This is a genomic window from Paracoccus sphaerophysae, assembly GCF_000763805.1.
Taxonomy (GTDB): domain Bacteria; phylum Pseudomonadota; class Alphaproteobacteria; order Rhodobacterales; family Rhodobacteraceae; genus Paracoccus; species Paracoccus sphaerophysae.
Window position 1 is genome coordinate 46,081 of the sequence record NZ_JRKS01000008.1, and the last position, 19,265, is coordinate 65,345.

Annotated in this window: 18 protein-coding genes; 10 read left to right on the plus strand and 8 right to left on the minus strand. The window is 68.2% G+C overall.

Annotated features, from left to right (window positions below; all coding sequences use genetic code 11):
• Positions 1–50 precede the first annotated feature (50 nt).
• Genes IC63_RS17895 through IC63_RS04370 form a run of 7 tightly spaced genes read left to right on the plus strand, consistent with a single transcriptional unit; the run spans position 51 to position 6,208 of the window.
• A complete protein-coding gene (locus IC63_RS17895; RefSeq protein ID WP_156965352.1) occupies positions 51–206 on the plus strand; it encodes a hypothetical protein in 156 nt (51 codons plus the stop codon).
• Positions 203–1,276 carry an ABC transporter ATP-binding protein gene (locus IC63_RS04345; RefSeq protein ID WP_036717212.1) on the plus strand — a complete coding sequence of 358 codons (1,074 nt, stop codon included), beginning with the start codon at positions 203–205 and terminating at the stop codon, positions 1,274–1,276. Before IC63_RS17895 ends, IC63_RS04345 begins: the two co-directional genes overlap by 4 nt.
• Positions 1,277–1,279: 3 nt before the next feature.
• A complete protein-coding gene (locus IC63_RS04350) occupies positions 1,280–2,359 on the plus strand; it encodes an ABC transporter ATP-binding protein (RefSeq protein WP_036717213.1) in 1,080 nt (359 codons plus the stop codon).
• Positions 2,359–3,225 carry a carbohydrate ABC transporter permease gene (locus IC63_RS04355; protein WP_036717215.1) on the plus strand — a complete coding sequence of 289 codons (867 nt, stop codon included), beginning with the start codon at positions 2,359–2,361 and terminating at the stop codon, positions 3,223–3,225. The genes IC63_RS04350 and IC63_RS04355 overlap by 1 nt, the downstream gene beginning before the upstream one ends.
• The gene (locus IC63_RS04360) at positions 3,225–4,046 is read left to right on the plus strand and encodes a carbohydrate ABC transporter permease (RefSeq protein ID WP_036717216.1); all 822 of its coding nucleotides are present in this window, start codon (positions 3,225–3,227) and stop codon (positions 4,044–4,046) included. The genes IC63_RS04355 and IC63_RS04360 overlap by 1 nt, the downstream gene beginning before the upstream one ends.
• Entirely contained in the window at positions 4,046–4,444 is a 399-nt protein-coding gene (locus IC63_RS04365; RefSeq protein ID WP_036717218.1) for a DUF2160 domain-containing protein, read from the plus strand. Before IC63_RS04360 ends, IC63_RS04365 begins: the two co-directional genes overlap by 1 nt.
• 36 nt (positions 4,445–4,480) lie before the next feature.
• Positions 4,481–6,208 (plus strand): ABC transporter substrate-binding protein, encoded by a 1,728-nt coding sequence (locus tag IC63_RS04370; RefSeq protein ID WP_036717219.1) that lies wholly within the window; start codon positions 4,481–4,483, stop codon positions 6,206–6,208.
• 148 nt (positions 6,209–6,356) lie between these two features.
• Here IC63_RS04370 and ugpC read toward each other — a convergent pair whose 3' ends face one another.
• The 4 genes from ugpC to ugpB form a co-directional block, all read right to left on the minus strand.
• Complete coding sequence (gene ugpC / locus IC63_RS04375) at positions 6,357–7,364, minus strand: sn-glycerol-3-phosphate ABC transporter ATP-binding protein UgpC (protein WP_036717221.1); 1,008 nt, start codon at positions 7,362–7,364, stop codon at positions 6,357–6,359.
• Position 7,365: 1 nt separating this feature from the next.
• Positions 7,366–8,214: a sn-glycerol-3-phosphate ABC transporter permease UgpE gene (ugpE, locus tag IC63_RS04380; protein WP_036717222.1), complete on the minus strand. Its 849-nt coding sequence runs from the start codon at positions 8,212–8,214 to the stop codon at positions 7,366–7,368.
• Positions 8,214–9,092 (minus strand): sn-glycerol-3-phosphate ABC transporter permease UgpA, encoded by an 879-nt coding sequence (ugpA, locus tag IC63_RS04385; RefSeq protein ID WP_036717224.1) that lies wholly within the window; start codon positions 9,090–9,092, stop codon positions 8,214–8,216. The genes ugpE and ugpA overlap by 1 nt, the downstream gene beginning before the upstream one ends.
• A 73-nt stretch (positions 9,093–9,165) precedes the next feature.
• On the minus strand, positions 9,166–10,485 hold the full coding sequence (gene ugpB, locus IC63_RS04390) for a sn-glycerol-3-phosphate ABC transporter substrate-binding protein UgpB (RefSeq protein ID WP_052041873.1): 1,320 nt from the start codon (positions 10,483–10,485) through the stop codon (positions 9,166–9,168).
• Between the two features lie 254 nt (positions 10,486–10,739).
• Here ugpB and glpD point away from each other — a divergent pair, with 254 nt between their 5' ends.
• Both glpD and glpK read left to right on the plus strand, forming a co-directional pair.
• A complete protein-coding gene (gene glpD, locus IC63_RS04395) occupies positions 10,740–12,302 on the plus strand; it encodes a glycerol-3-phosphate dehydrogenase (protein WP_036717228.1) in 1,563 nt (520 codons plus the stop codon).
• A gap of 7 nt (positions 12,303–12,309) precedes the next feature.
• Positions 12,310–13,785 (plus strand): glycerol kinase GlpK, encoded by a 1,476-nt coding sequence (glpK, locus tag IC63_RS04400; protein ID WP_036717231.1) that lies wholly within the window; start codon positions 12,310–12,312, stop codon positions 13,783–13,785.
• Between the two features lie 117 nt (positions 13,786–13,902).
• Here the strand turns inward: glpK and IC63_RS17315 are convergent, their stop codons facing one another.
• The 4 genes from IC63_RS17315 to cobU form a co-directional block, all read right to left on the minus strand.
• Entirely contained in the window at positions 13,903–15,912 is a 2,010-nt protein-coding gene (locus tag IC63_RS17315; RefSeq protein WP_084115485.1) for an acyltransferase family protein, read from the minus strand.
• 439 nt (positions 15,913–16,351) lie between these two features.
• Positions 16,352–17,098 (minus strand): adenosylcobinamide-GDP ribazoletransferase, encoded by a 747-nt coding sequence (locus IC63_RS04410; RefSeq protein ID WP_036717233.1) that lies wholly within the window; start codon positions 17,096–17,098, stop codon positions 16,352–16,354.
• On the minus strand, positions 17,095–18,111 hold the full coding sequence (cobT, locus tag IC63_RS04415; protein ID WP_036717235.1) for a nicotinate-nucleotide--dimethylbenzimidazole phosphoribosyltransferase: 1,017 nt from the start codon (positions 18,109–18,111) through the stop codon (positions 17,095–17,097). The genes IC63_RS04410 and cobT overlap by 4 nt, the downstream gene beginning before the upstream one ends.
• The gene (gene cobU, locus IC63_RS04420) at positions 18,108–18,848 is read right to left on the minus strand and encodes a bifunctional adenosylcobinamide kinase/adenosylcobinamide-phosphate guanylyltransferase (RefSeq protein ID WP_332257725.1); all 741 of its coding nucleotides are present in this window, start codon (positions 18,846–18,848) and stop codon (positions 18,108–18,110) included. The genes cobT and cobU overlap by 4 nt, the downstream gene beginning before the upstream one ends.
• Here cobU and IC63_RS04425 point away from each other — a divergent pair.
• Positions 18,748–19,245 (plus strand): histidine phosphatase family protein, encoded by a 498-nt coding sequence (locus tag IC63_RS04425; RefSeq protein ID WP_332257727.1) that lies wholly within the window; start codon positions 18,748–18,750, stop codon positions 19,243–19,245. The genes cobU and IC63_RS04425 overlap by 101 nt on opposite strands.
• The last annotated feature ends 20 nt before the right edge of the window (positions 19,246–19,265 follow it).

The window sequence follows — 19,265 nt, forward strand, 5'->3', positions numbered from 1 at the left end:
GACAAGCCCGCCCGCACTCGTGATCGATCTGCTCATCAGAAGGGGCTGGAATGCGCGACACCACGGACCTGTTCATCACCCCAGGCGGGATCGACGGATGCGGCATCGCCCGCAACGCCGCCGGCGCCTGCAGGCCCGGAAGAAAGCACACGGCCATGACCGCTTGCCGGCTTTCCGGACCGCTTCGGCTGAGGGCGGCGGCATGACGCTGGAACTGCAGGGCATCAGCCGCGCAATCGGCGACGAGGTCTGGATCCATCCGACCGATCTTCGGCTGCTGCCCGGGACGATGAACGTGCTGCTGGGTCCGACGCGCGCGGGCAAGACCACGCTGATGCGGCTGATGGCCGGACTGGACGCGCCGACCAGCGGCAGCATCCTGTGGAACGGCGCCGATGTCACCGGGGTCCGGGTGCAGGACCGGGGGGTGGCGATGGTCTATCAGCAGTTCATCAACTACCCCTCGATGAGCGTTTACGACAACATTGCCTCGCCCCTGCGGCTGCAGGGGGTGCCCCGCGCGCAGGTCGACAGCCGCGTGCGCCAGACCGCCGAGATGATGCGCCTGACCCCGATGCTGGAACGCCGGCCGCTGGAGCTGTCGGGCGGCCAGCAGCAGCGCACCGCGCTGGCGCGCGCCCTCGTCAAGGGCGCGGGGCTGGTGATGCTGGACGAGCCGCTGGCAAACCTCGACTACAAGCTGCGCGAAGAGCTGCGGGCCGAGATCCCGCGGATATTCTCGGAATCCGGCGCGATCTTCGTCTATGCCACGACCGAGCCCGAGGAAGCGCTTCTGCTGGGCGGCAACACCGCAACCCTGTGGGAAGGGCGCATCACCCAGTTCGGCCCCACCCCCGAGGTCTATCGCGCCCCCCGCGACGCCACCACGGCGCGGGTGTTTTCCGACCCGCCGATGAATTTTGCCCAGGCCGTGATCCGCAACGGTCGCGCGCGTCTGGGCGAGGCCGAATGGGACGTGCCGGGCCTGCCGGACGGGACCTATCAGGCGGGCTTCCGGGCGAACCACCTCCGGCTTTCGGGAGGCGCACCGGGGGCACTCGCCCTGCCGGCCCGGCTGCGGGCGAGCGAGGTCACCGGGGCCGAAAGCTATCTGCATCTCGACCATTCGGGCGATCGCTGGATCGCGCTGGTGGACGGCGTCCACCGGCCCGAGCCGGGCCAGGCGCTGACCGTCTGGCTGGATCCGGCCCATGTCTATCTGTTCGGCTCGGACGGGCTTCTGGCCCGCCCCGCCCCCTATGCACAGGCAGCCTGAGCGATGGCCGGCATCACCCTTGACGATCTCGCCCACAGCTATCTGCCCACCCCCCGGTCGCAGGCCGACTATGCGCTGAAGCCGATGACGATGACCTGGCGGGACGGCGGTGCCTATGCGCTGCTGGGGTCGTCGGGCTGCGGCAAGACGACGCTGCTGAACATCATCTCGGGGCTGCTGACCCCGTCGCGGGGGCGGGTGCTGTTCGGCGACCGCGACGTGACGCGGCTGCCAACGGCGGACCGCAACATCGCCCAGGTGTTCCAGTTCCCGGTCGTCTACGACACCATGACGGTGCGCCAGAACCTCGCCTTTCCGCTGCGGAATCGCGGCGTTCCTGCCGCCCAGATCGCCGCGCGGGTGGACGCCATCGCTCGCATGATCGGGATGGAGACGCAGCTGGACCGCCGCGCCCGCGGGCTCACGGCGGACGCCAAGCAGAAGATCAGCCTCGGCCGCGGCATGGTCCGCCAGGACGTGAACGCGATCCTGTTCGACGAGCCGCTGACGGTCATCGACCCGCACATGAAGTGGGAGCTTCGGACCCAGCTCAAGGCGCTGCACCGCGAATTCGGGCACACGATGATCTATGTGACGCACGACCAGACCGAGGCGCTGACCTTTGCCGACGAGGTGGTGGTGATGTCCGAGGGCCGGGTGGTGCAGGCCGGCACGCCGCAATCGCTGTTCGACCGGCCCGAGCATACCTTCGTCGGCTATTTCATCGGCTCGCCCGGGATGAACCTGCTGCCCGCCCGGATCGACGGCGCGCAGGCGATCGTGGCGGGGACGAGCGTGCCGCTGGACGGCCTTTACGCCCCGGCCCAGGGCCAGATCGGCATCCGCCCGGACGCCGTGCGGCTGGCCGAGGGCGGGCCGGGCCTGCCGTTTCACGCGGCCCGCATCGAGGATGTGGGCCGTCACCGCATCGTCCGCGGGCAGGTCGCCGGCCAGCCCTTCAACGTCACAGTGCCCGAGGGCGGAACGATCCCGGCGGCGCCTGACCGCGTCATCCTGGATCCCGCCCGGGTCGGAGTCTTCGTCGACGACTGGCGCGTCGAGCCGCAGGGAAGGGCCGCCTGATGGACAAGCCGCTGAACAACCGCGCCTGGCTGCTCGTCCTTCCGGTCCTGCTGCTGGTCGCCTTCTCGGCCGTCATCCCGCTGATGACGGTGGTGAACTACTCGGTGCAGGACACGTTCGGGAACAACCAGTTCTTCTGGAACGGCCTGGACTGGTTCCGCGAGGTGCTGGGCAGCGACCGCATCCGCGCCGCGCTCGGCCGGCAGATCCTGTTCTCGGCCATCATCCTCGCCATCGAGATCCCGCTTGGCATCTTCGTTGCGCTGAACATGCCGAAACGCGGCTTCTGGGCAAGCCTCTGCCTGGTGCTGATGGCTCTGCCGCTGCTGATCCCGTGGAACGTCGTCGGCACCATCTGGCAGGTGTTCGGACGGGTGGATATCGGCCTGCTGGGCCGGGCGCTGGCGGCGATGGGGTTCGACTATAACTACGTCAACGACCCCGTCGACGCCTGGGTCACGATCATCGTAATGGACGTGTGGCACTGGACCAGCCTTGTGGCGCTGCTGTGTTATGCTGGGCTGCAATCCATCCCCGACGCCTATTACCAGGCCGCGCGCATCGATCAGGCCAGCCGGTGGAGCGTGTTCCGCTATATCGAGCTGCCCAAGATGTCGGGCGTGCTGCTGATCGCCGTGCTGCTGCGGTTCATGGACAGCTTCATGATCTATACCGAGCCGTTCGTGCTGACCGGTGGCGGTCCCGGCAACGCCACCACCTTCCTGTCGATCGACCTCGTCAAGACCGCCATCGGCCAGTTCGACCTGGGGCCGGCCGCAGCCTTCAGCCTGATCTATTTCCTGGTGATCCTGCTGATTTCCTGGGTGTTCTACACCGTGATGACCGCCCAGAAGGAGACGCTGTGATGGCTGCCCCGCGCGATCACAAGGGCTGGGGATCGGCGTTGGTCATGACGCTGTACCTGCTGTTCCTGCTGGTCCCGATCTACTGGCTCGTGAACATGAGCTTCAAGACGAACGCAGAGATCACCGGCGACTTCAGCCTGTTTCCGCGCCACCTGACCTTCGCCAATTATCGCACCATCCTGACCGACCCCAGCTGGTACATGGGCTATGTCAACAGCATGATCTATGTCGGCCTGAACACGGTGATTTCGGTCGCCGTCGCGCTGCCGGCGGCCTATGCGTTCAGCCGCTACCGGTTCATGGGCGACAAGCACCTGTTCTTCTGGCTGCTCACGAACCGGATGGCGCCGCCGGCGGTCTTTGCGCTGCCGTTCTTCCAGCTTTATTCGGCGGTCGGCCTGTTCGACACCCATATCGCCGTGGCGCTGGCGCATTGCCTGTTCAACGTCCCGCTGGCGGTGTGGATTCTGGAAGGCTTCATGTCGGGCGTCCCGCGCGAGATCGACGAGACCGCCTATGTCGACGGCTATTCCTTTCAGCGCTTCTTCGTCCGCATCTTCATGCCGCTGATCGCCTCGGGAATCGGGGTGGCGGCGTTCTTCTGCTTCATGTTCTCGTGGGTCGAGCTGCTGCTGTCGCGCACGCTGACCTCGGTCAACGCCAAGCCGATCGCCGCGACGATGACCCGCACCGTGTCGGCCTCGGGGCTGGACTGGGGGGTACTGGCCGCGGCGGGCGTGCTGACGATCATTCCGGGCGCGTTGGTGATCTGGTTCGTGCGGAACTACATCGCCAAGGGCTTTGCATTGGGGAGGGTGTGATGACCCGCGCCGTCAACACCGGCTTCGCCGTCGCCGCCCTTGCGATGCTGGGCGTTCTCGGCTGGCTCGTCTCGATCGTGCCGGCCGAGGACGGCGAGCGGGACTGGTTCGGCAGCCTCAACCCCGGCGGTTGGATGGCATGGACCTTTCCGACCGCGCTGTTCTACTGGATCATCGCGGCGTTGTTGCTGGCCTTCACATGGCTGGCCATCCGCGACCCCGAACCCCCCCGCCGCGGCATCCTGGGGATCGCCACGACGCGCGGCGACCGGCTGTTCATCAGCCTGCTGGGCAGCGCCTTCATCAATCTCGCCTGGGTCGGGTTCGGGGGAAGCCCGGACTGGGGCGGGCTGGCTATTTCTTGCATCTACGCCCTCGCGGTGTTCCGCTGGGTGTGACAACGGGCCGGAACGGCCCATCAGGGAGGACGGAACATGAAACTGCACCTGACGACGGCCATCGCGCTGGCGCTGATGGCCACCGGCGCGCCCGGCGCGGCGCTGGCCGGGATCGAGGAGGCCAAGGCCTTCCTCGACAAGGAGATCGGCGATCTCTCGACCCTGTCCCGCGCGGACCAGGAAGCCGAGATGCAATGGTTCATCGACGCCGCCAAGCCCTTCGCGGGGATGGAGATCAACGTGGTGTCGGAAACGATCACCACCCATGAATACGAATCCAAGGTCCTCGCCCCGGCGTTCACCGCGATCACCGGGATCAAGCTGACCCACGACCTGATCGGCGAGGGCGACGTCGTCGAAAAGCTGCAGACCCAGATGCAGTCGGGCGAGAACGTCTATGACGCCTATGTCAACGACAGCGACCTGATCGGCACCCACTGGCGCTATCAACAGGCCCGCAGCCTGACCGACTGGATGGCCAATGCCGGCAAGGACGTGACCAATCCGAAACTCGACATCGACGACTTCATCGGCAAGTCGTTCACCACCGCGCCCGACGGGCAGATGTACCAGCTGCCCGACCAGCAGTTCGCGAACCTCTATTTCTTCCGCAAGGACTGGTTCGACGACCAGAAAAACAAGGACGACTTCAAGGCCAAGTACGGCTATGACCTGGGCGTCCCTGTCACCTGGTCGGCCTACGAGGACATCGCCGAGTTCTTCACCGGCCGCGAGATCGACGGCAAGAAGGTCTACGGCCACATGGACTATGGCAAGAAGGACCCCTCGCTCGGCTGGCGCTTCACCGATGCGTGGCTGTCGATGGCCGGAAACGGCGACAAGGGCATCCCGAACGGCAAACCGGTCGATGAATGGGGCATCCGCGTGGACGAGAACGATCGCCCGGTCGGGTCCTGCGTCGCGCGCGGCGGCGACACCAACGGGCCGGCTTCGGTCTATGCGATCCAGAAATACCTCGACTGGATGAGCAAGTACGCGCCGCCGGCCGCACAGGGCATGACCTTCTCGGAAAGCGGCCCGGTGCCGAGCCAGGGCGAGGTCGCGCAGCAGATGTTCACCTACACCGCCTTCACCGCCGATTTCGTCAAGGACGGCCTACCGGTGGTGAACGCGGACGGCACGCCGAAGTGGCGCTTTGCGCCCTCGCCGCACGGCGCCTACTGGAAGGACGGCATGAAGCTGGGCTACCAGGACGCCGGGTCGTGGACCCTGCTGAAGTCCACCCCGGACGACCGCGCCAAGGCCGCCTGGCTGTACGCGCAGTTCGTCACCTCGAAAACCGTCGACGTGAAGAAAAGCCACACCGGCCTGACCTTCATCCGCCAGTCGACGCTGGACCACCAGTCCTTCACCGACCGCGCCCCCAAGCTGGGCGGCCTGATCGAGTTCTATCGCTCGCCGGCCCGCCTGCAGTGGTCGCCGACCGGCACCAACGTGCCCGACTATCCCAAGCTGGCGCAGCTGTGGTGGCAGGCGATCGGTGACGCGTCCTCCGGCGCCAAGACCGCGCAAGAGGCGATGGACAGCCTGTGCGCCGAACAGGAAAAGGTGATGGCGCGGCTGGAAAAGGCCGGGGTGCAGGGCGACATCGGCCCCAAGCTGGCCGAAGAGCATGACCTCGCCTGGTGGAACGCCGAGGCCGTCAAGGCGGGTGGCATCGCCCCCCAGCTGAAGCTGGACAACGAGGACCCGGAGCCGCAGACCGTCAACTATGACGAGCTGGTGAAAAGCTGGCAGAAGTGATCGGTTGACCTGCTGATCCGCGACCTGTCCGCCGGGGCCCATACCGGGCCCCGGCATTCGCGTTTGTGACCCGACCGGACGGTCTGTCAAAACCCCGCGGGCCCGCCCCAGGGGCGAGGACCGGGGTCCGCGTCCGCCTTGCGATCGATCAGGAGCCCTCACGGCGCAGGCCGGTGGCGGCATCGAACAGGTGCATCGCACCCGGCCGCACGGAAAGCCTCAGCGGCTCGGACGGCTGGAAATCGGGCGGCACCACCACCGACACGCGCTCGCCGCCGATCACGCCGTGGACCAGGCGGCTTACGCCCAGTTCCTCGATCCCGCTCACCTGCATGGACAGCGCGCCGTCCGGGGACGGCACCAGATCCTCGGGGCGGATGCCGACGGTCGTGCCGGGCCGAGCCAGCCCGGGCAGCACGTCCGACCGCACCAGGTTCATCGGCGTCGACCCGATGAAACCTGCGACAAAGACCGAGGCCGGGCGGCGATAGACCTCGAGCGGGGTGCCGATCTGTTCCACCCGGCCGCCGTTCAGCACCACCAGCCGGTCGCCCAGGGTCATCGCCTCGACCTGATCGTGGGTGACATAGATCGCGGTCGTGGCCAGCCGCCGCTGCAGGGTCTTGATCTCCCACCGCATGACCCCGCGCAGCTTGGCGTCAAGGTTCGACAGCGGTTCGTCGAACAGGAAGGCCGCCGGCTCGCGCACGATGGCGCGGCCCATGGCGACACGCTGACGCTGGCCGCCCGACAGCTGACGCGGCTTGCGGTCGAGATAGGGGGCGAGTTCAAGCATCCGCGCGGCCTCGTCCACGCGGCGGGCGATCTCGGCCGCAGGGGTGCGACGGTTCTTCAGACCGTAGGCGAGGTTCTGGCGCACGCTCATATGCGGGTAAAGCGCATAGTTCTGGAACACCATGGCGATGTCGCGGCCGGCGGGCTCGATGTCGTTGACCACCCGGTCCCCGATCGAGACGGTCCCCTCGGTGATCGTCTCCAGCCCCGCGATCATCCGCAGCAGCGTGGACTTGCCACAGCCCGACGGGCCGACGAGGACCACGAACTCGCCATCCGCGACGTCGAGATCGACGCCGCCGACCGCACGGGTGCCGCCGGGATAGACCTTGCCGACGCCGTTGAGGGTGATGCGCGCCAATCTACTTCTCCGTCTCGACCAGGCCCTTGACGAACAGCCGCTGCATCAGGACGACGACGAGCAGCGGCGGCAGCACCGCGAGGATCGCGGTCGCCATCACCAGGTGCCATTGCGGCTGCGCGTCGGCGACGTCGGCCATGCGCTTGATCCCGGCGACGATGGTGTACTTGTCGCTGCTGGTCGTCACCAGCAGCGGCCACAGATACTGGTTCCAGCCGTAGATGAACATGATGACGAACAGCGCCGCGATGTTGGTCCGCGACAGGGGCAGCAGGATGTCGCGGAAGAACTTCATCGGGCCGGCGCCGTCGATGCGGGCCGCCTCGGTCAGCTCGTCCGGCATGGTCAGGAACAGCTGGCGGAACAGGAACGTCGCGGTGGCCGAGGCGATCAGCGGGATAGAGAGCCCGGCATAGGTGTTCAGCAGGCCAAGGTCGGCGACCACCTTGTAGGTCGGCACGATCCGCACCTCGACCGGCAGCATCAGGGTGGCGAAGATCACCCAGAAGGCCAGCATCCGCAGCGGAAAGCGGAAATAGACGATCGCGAAGGCCGACAGGATCGAGATGGCGATCTTTCCGATCGAGATCGACAGGGCCATGATCGCGCTGTTCAGCAGCATCCGCCCCACCGGCGGCATGCCCGAGGTGCTGACGCCGGTGCTGAACATGCGGGAATAGTTCTCGACCAGGTGGGGCCCCGGCAGGATCGGGACCACGCCCGACATGAAATCGTTCGGCCCATGCGTCGAGGCGACGAAGGCGATCCACAGCGGCATGGCGACGACCGCGACGCCGACGATCAGCACCAGATGAGCCAGCAGGTTCAGCAGCGGGCGATCCTCGACCATCAGTAGGCGACCCGCTTTTCGATCCAGCGGAACTGGATGACGGTGAGGGCGATCACGATCAGCATCAGGATCACCGACTGCGCGGCGGAACTGCCGAGGTTCTGGCCGATGAAGCCGTCGAACCAGACCTTGTAGACCATGATGTTGGTCGATTGCGCCGGGCCGCCCTCGGTGGTCGCGTCGATCACGCCGAAAGTCTCGAACATCGCGTAGACGATGTTGACGACCAGCAGGAAGAAGGTCGTCGGCGACAGCAGCGGCAGGGTGATGGTGAAGAACCGCTTGACCGGCCCGGCGCCGTCGATGGCCGCTGCCTCGTGCAGGCTTTGCGGAATCGATTGCAGGCCGGCGACGAAGAACAGGAAGCAATAGCTGATCCGGCTCCAGGCGCTGGCGAGGACCACGAGGATCATGGCGTCGCGCGGACGCATCAGGTGGTTCCAGTCATAGCCGACGCGGTCAAGGACATAGGGCAGCAGGCCGACGGTCGGGTTGAAGATGAACCACCACAGAATGCCCGCGACCGCCGGGGCGACCGCGTAGGGCCAGACCAGCAGCGTGGTATAGACCTTGCCGGCGCGCACCAGCCGGTCGACGGCCAACGCGAGGACCAGGGCAACGCCCAGCGACAGCAAGGTGGTCGCGACAGCGAAGATCGCGGTGACGCGGACCGCGTTCAGATACTCGGCGCTGCCCCACAAGGCGGCATAGTTGGCGAGCCCGACGAAGCTGGTGCTCAGCCCGAACGCATCCTCGCGCAGGAAACTTTGCCGGATCGCCTGCGCTGCGGGCCACAGGAAGAAGATCGCCGTCACCGCTAGCTGGGGCGCCAGCAGCAGCCACGGCAGCAGTCGGTTGCCAAACAGCGCGCGCTTCATCCGGAGGGAGCCTTCTGCGAAGGAAGGGGCCGGCGCGCGGGGGCGCCGGCCCGGAACAGGGCGAGGTGCCGCGTTACTTGTTCTGCGCCTCGAACTCGGCCAGCAGGGCGTTGCCGCGTTCCACGACCGCGTCCAGCGCGCCCTGGGCGTCCTTCTTGCCGGCCAGCAACTGCTCGAACTCCTCGTCGATGATCGTGCGGATCTGCACGTAGTTGCCAAAGCGCAGGCCCTTGGAGTTCTCGGTCGGCTCGTTCAGCGTGATCTGCCGGACGCCGACGTCCGAACCCGGGTTCTTTTCATAGAACCCCTGCTGCCTGGTCAGGTCCTCCGCCGCCCGGGTGATCGGCAGATAGCCCGAGAACTGGTGCCAGTCGGCCTGCACCTCGGGGCTGGAAAGATAGGTGAAGAACTTGGCGACGCCCTTGTATTCCTCGGCCGGGCGGCCCTCCATCACCCACAGCGTGGCGCCGCCGATGATGCTGTTCTGCGGCGCGCCCGCGACGTCGTCATAATAGGGCAGCATGCCGAAGCCGACCTTGAAGTCCTTGGCGTTGGCGACGACGCCCGCCCGGCTAGCCGAGCTGTTCATGTACATCGCGCATTCCTGGCTGTAGAACATCGGCGGGGCGTTGTCGCCGTCGGTCGGGCCGCCGTACATGAACACGCCCTCGTCGGCCCACTTCTTCAGGTTGCCCCAGTGCTTCACCTGGACCGGCCCGTTCAGCGACAGCCGCGCCGCAGGGCCGCCAAAGCCGTTCTGTTCGGTCCCGATCGGCTGGTTGTGCCAGGCGCTGAGGTTCTCGGTCTGGATCCAGCTGATCCACCCCGTGGTAAAGCCGCACTTTGCCGCCCCCGACTCCATGATCTTCTTGCTGAAGTCCTCGACCTCGGCCCAGGTCTTGGGCGGCGTCTCGGGGTCAAGCCCGGCCTTCTGGAACACGTCCTTGTTGTAATAGAAGATCGGGGTCGAGCTGTTGAAGGGCAGCGACAGCATGTTGCCCTCGGGGTCGGTGTAATAGCCGACCACGGCGGTCACGTAGCTCTTGGGGTCGAATGCCTCGCCCTCGTCCTGCATCAGCTTGTAGACGGGGCGGGTCGCGCCCTTGGCGGCCATCATGGTCCCGGTGCCGACCTCGAACACCTGCACGATCGCGGGCTGCTGCTTGGCGCGGAAGGCGGCCATCGTGGCGGTCAACGTTTCGGGATAGCTGCCCTTGTAGGACGGGATCACGACGTAGTCGGACTGGCTTTCGTTGAAGCCCTTGACGATCTCTTCGAGCTTGGCGCCCAGTTCGCCGCCCATTGCGTGCCACCAGTGGACTTCGGTGGCGGCGAAAGCCGGGGACGAGGTGAGCAGGGCAAGGCTGGCGGCAGCAAGAAATCGCACGGGGATGTCCTCCGAAGGGTCGATGGGATGCAGGCAGCTGCATTCGGACGCGGTCTAGGATCGTTCTGTGTCAGACGTGTGACAAAGGAATGACAGAACTGCAACACACCGTTCGTGCCGGACGCGGGTCCTGGTGCGGCCATCTTCTGCGTTCGGGACCGGAGCGTGCGCGTGCAAACGAAAATTTGCGCGCGAAAACGAAAAGACGTTGACAAGCCGCCCCGTGGTTGTGATCGCTTTCCATATCGGAAGGAACTGCGATGCGCGACGCCACGGACCTGTTCATCATCGGCGGGGGGATCAACGGATGCGGCATCGCCCGCGACGCTGCGGGCCGGGGACTGAGCGTGCGGCTGGCCGAACAGGGCGACCTGGCCAGCGCCACCTCGTCGGCCTCGACCAAGCTGTTCCACGGCGGCCTGCGCTATCTCGAGTTCCTCGAACTGCGACTGGTCCGCGAGGCGTTGGCCGAGCGCGAGACCCTGCTGCGCGCCATGCCCCATATCAGCTGGCCCATGCGCTTTGTGCTGCCGCTTGATCCGCAGATGCGGTTCGAAAGCCACACGCCGGTCTCGCGGATCATGCAGACGCTGATGCCTTGGGAACGCGGGCACCGGCCGAACCTGATGATCCGCGCCGGGCTGTTCCTGTACGATCACCTTGGCAAGCGCAGCATCCTGCGGGGCACCGAAAGTTACCGGCTGACCGGCCGTCCCGAGGGCGAGCCGCTGCAGCCGCGGCTGCAGCGCGCCTATGAATACAGCGACTGCTGGGTGGATGACGCGCGGCTGGTGGTTCTGAACGCCCGCGACGCGGCAGCGCGCGGGGCCGACATCATCACCCGCGCCCGCGTGACCGAGGCCCGGCGCGAGGACGGCATGTGGCAGGTCCGGCTGGCGGACGGCCGCAGCTTCGCCGCCCGCATCCTCGTCAACGCGGCCGGTCCCTGGGTCGGCGACGTGATCCGCGACGTGGCACATCTGAGCTCGCGCCAACGGATCCGGCTGGTGCGTGGCAGCCATGTCGTGACCCGCCGGCTGTTCGATCACGACAAGGCCTATTTCTTTCAGGGCGGCGACGGCCGGATCATGTTCGCGATCCCCTACGAACGGGACTTCACGCTGCTGGGCACGACCGACGTCGATCACCCCGGCCCCCCCGGCAACGCGGAATGTACGCCGGCCGAGGTGGACTATCTGTGCCGCTTCGCCTCGACCTATCTGCGCAAGCCGGTCACGCCGGACCAGGTCGTGTGGACCTATTCCGGGGTCCGGCCGCTTTACGACGACGGCGCCTCGTCGGCGACCGCCGCGACGCGGGACTATGTCCTGTCGCTGGATACCGGAGAAACCGGGGCTGACGCGCCGTGCCTCAACGTGTTCGGCGGCAAGATCACGACCTACCGGCGCCTGGCCGAGGCGGCGTTGACGAAACTGTCCCCCCATGCCCCGGGCGCCGGTCCCGCCTGGACCGCGGGGGCGCCGCTTCCCGGCGGCGACTTCGCCGTGGACGGGGTGCCGGAGCTGGTCGCGCGGCTGCGCGCCGATCATCCCTTCCTGACCGACGCATGGGCCGGGCGGCTGGTCCGCGCCTATGGGACCCAGGCTGCGGACATGCTGGCGGGCGCGACGTCGGCTGCCGATCTGGGCCGCGACTTCGGGGCGACCCTCACCCAGACCGAGCTGGACTGGATGGTGTCGCGCGAATGGGCCGTTACTGCCGAGGACGCGTTGTGGCGGCGGTCAAAGCTGGGGTTGCGGATGACGCCGGCGCAGGTTGTGGCGGTCGAGGATCACATGGCCCGGGCAACGAAAGCGGCATGAGGTCACGATGACCATCCTTGCGATCGACCAGGGCACGACCTCGTCCCGCGCCATCGTCTTTTCCGCCGACCTGTCGGTGCTGGCCGTGGCGCAGCAGGAGTTCCCGCAGCATTTTCCGGCCTCGGGCTGGGTCGAACACGATCCCGCCGATATCTGGTCCTCGACCGCCGCGGTCACCCGCGCGGTGATCGAGAAGGCCGGGCTGCGTGGCGCCGATCTGGCAGCCATCGGCATCACCAACCAGCGCGAGACGACGGTGATCTGGGACCGCGCCACCGGCCAGCCGATCCACAACGCCATCGTCTGGCAGGACCGCCGCACTGCCGACCTATGCGCCGCGCTGAAGGCGCAGGGGCACGAGCCGGCCGTGGCGGCCACCACCGGGCTGCTGCTCGACCCCTATTTCAGCGCCACCAAGGCCGCGTGGATGCTGGACCAGGTCGAGGGCGCGCACGCGCGCGCCGAGGCGGGCGAGCTCGCCTTCGGCACCATCGACAGCTTTCTTATCTGGCACCTGACCGGGGGCGAGGTGCACGCCACCGACGCCACCAACGCCGCCCGGACGATGCTGTACGACATCCACCGCGGCTGCTGGTCGCCCGAGCTGTGCGACCTGTTCCGGGTGCCGATGGCGATGCTGCCCGAGGTGCGCGACAGCGCCGGCGATTACGGCACCACCCGGCCCGACCTGTTCGGCGCGGCCATCCCGATCCGGGGCGTCGCCGGCGACCAGCAGTCGGCTGCCGTGGGTCAGGCGTGCTTTCGCCCCGGCATGGTCAAGTCGACCTACGGCACCGGCTGCTTTGCCCTGCTGAACACCGGCGAACGGGCGGTGCAGTCGCAGAACCGCCTGCTGACGACCATCGCCTATCAGCTGAACGGCCGCCCCACCTATGCGCTGGAGGGGTCGATCTTCATCGCGGGTGCGGTCGTCCAGTGGCTGCGCGACGGGCTGGGACTGATCCGCGAGGCGTCGGAAACGCAGGCGCTCGCCGAAAGTGCCGACCCGGCGCAGGCGCTGGTGCTGGTCCCGGCCTTCACCGGCCTGGGCGCGCCTTACTGGCGCCCCGAATCGCGCGGCGCGATCTTCGGCCTGACCCGCAATTCCGGCCCGGCCGAATTCGCCCGCGCGGCGCTGGAAAGCGTCGGTCACCAGACCCGGGATCTGCTGGACGCGATGCGTGCCGACTGGAGCGGGGCGGGCGACACGGTGCTGCGCGTCGATGGCGGCATGGCGTGCAGCGACTGGACGATGCAGTTCTTGGCCGACATGATCGGCGCCCCGGTGGACCGGCCCAGGGTCACCGAGACGACCGCCCTGGGCGCGGCCTACCTCGCGGGCCTTGCCGCCGGCCTGTGTCCCGATCCCGAGCAGTTCGGCCAGCAGTGGACGCTCGAAAGGCGCTTCCAGCCGCGGATGCCCGCCGACGAACGCGAAAGCCGGCATGCCCGCTGGCAGCGGGCAGTCGCCGCGACCCTCTGACAGGGTCGTTCCTGATCACACCCCCGACCGGGGCTGGTCAGACACGCAAGGGCTGCTGACGATGCGGATGTCGTCTGGACGGCACTCGTTCTGCCTTCCTCGGCCCGAAGCCGCCGCTCAGTCCACCCGTCCCTTCGCGGCGGCCACTGCGTCGAGAATGATTGGTGCCACCAGTGCCGCGCCCGCCGGACTCAGATGGTCGTCGTCGCTGTAATACGCCGCCCCGCTGTCGGCGTTGAGACAGGTGCCCGCGGATGCATCGCACAGCGCGTGCTGGATGCGGGCCGGATGGACACGGGGCGTGTCGGCGGCGATTCTGTCGAAGAGGGCGTTGATTTCCGCCGTCCGCCCCAGATACCCGGCATAGGGGGTATTGAGCGCCGAGCGGTCCTTGGCGAACACCAGCCGGCGAAAGGCCAGGCTGGGGACGTCCCACCCGGCTTCGGGCAGCGGATAGACCAGCACAACCTCGAACCGCCGGGCGATTTCGCGGATCTGCGTCTCGATGGCAGCCAGCACCCGGTCCTTGCGCCGGCCGGCGCGGGGTGCGTCCGGGGCGATGACGTCGACGGCGCCGTTGTCGCCCTTTTCGACCCCGCCCGCGCCATTATCGAAGCGCTTTCCGTGCAGGTACAGCGGGAAGCGACCGGCGAGGATGACGGTGCGGATGCCGGTGGCCGCGGCATAGTCCAGCGCCGCTTGGTCGAATTCGTGGCAGGTGTCGGGTGATGTCGAGTCGCGCATCCGGCGGAAACCGGGCAGCGGGATACAGCCGCCAAAGCTCACCGCGTAGTATCCCGTCTCGGCCCGGCGCAGCCCCTCGCCCACGGCGTGCTCCAAGGCGTTGGCGTGGCTGTCGCCAAGCAGCAGGACCGAGACGTTACCCGCGGCGTCGGGATGGCGGCATTGCGGCTGCGGATGACGGTCGAGCGGACGGTTCTCGTCGAAATGGCACGGACCGCCGGCGACCGCCCCGGCGGCCTCTGCGTACAAGAGCGCGGCGGTCGGGAAGCGGCCCGGAAACCCCGCGGACAGCGGCCCCACGACGGCGCCGACGAGTACCATCGCGACCCCGCCTGCCGCAGCGGCCCCAAGCACGCCCCGCCGGGTGGCGAAGACGCGCCCGCCGCGACGGAACGGCCGCTCGACCCAGCGCCAAGTGATCCAGGCCAAGACCAGGGTCAGCACCACCAGCCCACCCATCAGGAGGGGAGGGGGCTCACCCAGGCTGCGCAGGCGGGTAAAGGCAAAGAGCGGCTGGTGCCACAGATAGGCGCTGTACGAGATGAGGCCGATCCCGCGCATGGGCCCGGCAGACAGCAGCCGGGCGGCCAGCGTCCCCGGCGTCGCGAACAGGATCACCAGAGCGGTGCCCGCGACCGGTGGCACCGCCGCCAACCCTGGAAACGGCGTGTCGTGGTCATAGGCCAGAATCGAGGCGGCAATCATCGCCAGACCGGCGAGACTGGCCGCCTCGGCCCCCCGGCGGGGCAGTCCCGCCGGCAGGAAGGCGCAGGCCGCGCCAGCCATCAGCTCCCATGCCCGAGGCGGGGCGAGATAGAAATTGGCGCTTGGCGCAATCCGGCCCAGCACCAGCGAAAGCGCAAGGCTGGCTGCACCCAGCGCCAGCACGGCCATGAAGACGCCGCGCCGACCCAGCCGCCAGACCGCCGCCAGAAACAGCGGGAACAGCAGGTAGAACTGCTCCTCGACGGCCAGGCTCCAGGTGTGGAGCAGCGGCTTCAGCTCGGCCGAGGGCGCGAAATAGCCCTCCTCAAGCCAGAAGCGGACGTTCGAGACGAACAGTGCCACCGACACCATGCTCTGCCCGAAGTTGACGAGCTGGGCCGGCATCATCCAGGCCCAGGCGAAAGGCAGGCAGGCGGCGACCACCAGGAACAGGGCCGGCAGGATGCGTCGTGCGCGGCGCTCGTAGAACCGGGCGATCGAGAAGTCGCCGCGGCCGAGTTCGTCCAGCAGGATGGTGGTGATCAGGTAGCCGCTGATGACGAAGAAGATGTCGACGCCAACAAATCCGCCGCCAAGCCGGTCGAAGCCGGCGTGCAGGACGATGATCGGCACCACCGCCACCGCCCGCAGTCCGTCGATCTCTGGTCTGTGCCGCATTCCTTGCCCCCGCGGTCGCCAGATCCTCGGCAGCGGCGACCGGCGCGCGGTTCGGGCGCAGGTCGCGATGAGTCGTGGCACGAACGCGCGCTCTGGGCAACTCCATCAGTTGCGGTCAGACCAAGGCAATTTCCGCTCGGTCAGGGTGGGCTCGGCGCAACCTTCTTGGCGGGAACGGTTTTGGGCAAACATGCTGCCCACCGCGGCCTGCCCGCTTGCGGGCCGTTCACAACGCGACTCTGCGAGTTTGAGGTCGGGCCGTCAGTCCGGGCAAGCCCGCGGGGCATGCGCGGTTGATACGACAGCACCGCCAGCGCCATTCAGCGCCGAAGCGCAGACGCGCGATCCGCTGGCGCCGGATTTTCGCGGAGAACATCGGTGTCATGGCTGACCCTCGATGCCGCGCTCATATTCAAGGCAGTTTCTCGTAGCTGCCCCCTCAGGCAATCAGCGCGGCCAGTGCCAGCCAGCCCGCGCATTCGCAGGCGATCTGGGTGGCGCCCAGAACGTCTCCGGTCTGTCCGCCCAGCTTGCGCCGCGCGGTGATCGCGATCGCCGCCGTCGTCGACGCGACGGCCACGAGCGCGGCCCAGCCGGCCGCGCCAACCAGCGTGGCGATGGCCAGACACAGCAAAGCGCCCGGCACCAGATGGCGCCAGTCCCGCCCGCCGGTCATCCGGCCCAGCCCGTCGCCGCGCGCAGGGGGCAGGGCTTCGATGACGCCAAGCATGGCAAAGCGGCTGGCCACCCCGGCCAGCAGGAACGCGGCCAGCGGCACTCTCGCCATCCCGGCCACCGCCGCCACCGGCAACCCCACGGCAAAGATCAGCGCCAGCGCGCCATAGCTGCCGATCCTGCTGTCGCGCATGATTTCCAGCCGGTGCGCCCTGTCGCGCCCGCCGCCGATCCCGTCGGCGAAATCGGCCAGCCCGTCGTGATGCAGCGCGCCGGTGACAAACGCCATCGCGGCGAATGCGGCCAGCGCGGCCGCCGCGGGCCCAAGGCCGATACCCAGCGACAGTTGATGGATCAGCCAACCGGCCAGGCTGACGATCGCCCCGACGAACGGATAGGCCCAACGCGCCGCGGCAAGGTCGGGGGCGGGGTCGGGCAGCCGCCCGGCCGGCAGACGGGTCAGCAGCATCAGGGCCAGCTGCGCCTCGGACGCCCGCTGCCGCAGCCTCACCCTGCCGCGATCCCGGCTTCGGCAAAGGTCGCCATTCCGTCATGGCAGGCCAGCGCGCCGCGCAGGATCGTCAGCGCCAGCGCAGCCCCCGTGCCCTCGCCCAGCCGCATCCCGAGATCGAGGATCGGCTGCTTGCCCATCGCCCTGCACAGCCGCACGTGCCCCGGCTCGCCGCTCAGATGTCCGACGAGGCAATGCGCCAGCAGATCGGGGTTGGCCCCGTGCAGCGGGGCGACCGCCGCGGTGCAGATATAGCCGTCGAGCATGACCGGAATCCGCGCCGCGCGCGCGGCCAGGACGGCGCCGCAGATCGCAGCCTGTTCCCGTCCGCCCAGCGCCGCCAGCGCCTGCATCGGCGAAACCCCGCAATGCGCGGCCACCCCGTCGCGCACCACCCCGGTCTTGATCGCAAGGATCGCGTCATCCGGCGCGGTGCCGCGACCGACCCAGTCCTCGGCCTGCCCGCCGCAGATGGCGTGGGCCAGAGCGGCAGCGACCGTCGAATTCCCGATCCCCATCTCGCCCAGCAGGATGATGTCCGCGCTTCGATCCACCGCCGCGGCACCCCGGCGCATGGCATCGAGGCATTCCTCGGCGCCCATCGCCGCAGCGGTCGTGAAATCCCGCGTCGGCCGGTCGAGATCCAGCGCAACCACCGTCAGTTCGGCACCGGCCGTCCGGGCCAGCTGGTTGATGGCCGCGCCGCCGACACGGAAATTCGCGACCATGGCGGCGGTCACCTCGGGCGGGAAGGCGTTCACGGACCGGGCGCAGATGCCGTGATTGCCCGCGAATACCAGTGCCTGCGCGCGGTCGATCCGGGGCCGCGGATCGCCACGCCAGCCCGCCATGAAACAGGCCAGCTCCTCGAGCCGGCCCAGCGAACCGGGCGGCTTGGTCAGCTGGTCCTGCCGCTGGCGGGCGGCCGCGGCCGCATCGTGGTCAAAGCCGGGCAAGCGCGACAACCATCCGGCGATCGCGTCCAGGTCGTCGAAGTCAGGCAGGTGGCTCATTGCGGTTTGATCCTCATCGGGCAGCCCGCGACCGATAGCCATACCTCATCGCAGGCTGCCGCGATCCGCTGGTTGACCACGCCCGCGGCGTCGCGGAAGTCGCGGGCGAGCGCGTTTGCAGGCACGATCCCCGCGCCCACCTCGTTGGTGACAAGGACGACGGGGCCCTGAAGTGCGGGCAGACTGGCGGCCAGATCAGCCGCTTCCCCGCCCCAGTCCGCACCCGCCAGCATGAGGTTCGACAGCCACAGGGTCAGGCAGTCGACCAGACGCGGCGACCCGTCGTCAGTGTCGCGCAGCGTCTGCACCAGGGCCAGCGGCGTCTCCACGGTGGTCCAGCCGTCCCCCCGCCGGGACCGGTGATCCGTGATCCGCGCGGCCATCTCGGCATCGCCCGCCTGCGCCGTCGCGACATAGATCGCCGGCTGCCCGAACTGCAGCGTCAGTTGTTCCGCAAGGAGACTTTTGCCCGACCGGGCGCCCCCTGTGACGAGGATCGACTTTGCCATGCCGCCGTGCAAATCAGAAATTCGCGGCACTGGGAAGGCGTCAATGCAGCAATTCGCAACGAACGAACTGGTGCTGATCCGGCACGCGCCCGCCGACCACGGCGGGCGGCTGATCGGCCGGACGGACGTGCCCGCGTCGATGCCGGGACCGGACCGCATGGCGCGGGCACGGGGCAGCGTCGGGGCGTGCCGGCGCGTCTTCTGCAGTCCGGCGCGCCGGTGCACCATGACGGCGCAGGCCCTGTTTCCGGGGCTGACCTGCACCGCGGACCCCCGGCTGTGGGAACAGGATTTCGGCCAGCATGAGGGGATGCCCGCCACCGATCTGCCGGATCTGGGCCCGTTGGACCGCGCGGCGCTGGCCAGGCTGCGCAATCCGGGCGGCGAAAGCTTTGCGGATCTGGCCCGGCGGGTCGCCCCGGCCATCAAGGAAATCGCCGCTGAGGCAGCCGCGGGACCGATTGCGGTGGTGGCCCATGCCGGAACGATCCGCGCCGCGCTTAGCATGGCGCTGGGACGGATCGAGGCGGGGCTCGCGTTCGACATCGCGCCGCTCTCGGCGACGCGGCTCGCGTGGCACGGCGGCGATTTCGCCATTCTGGCCACCAATCATCCGCTGGCCTGACCTGGTGCGCGTTCCCGGAC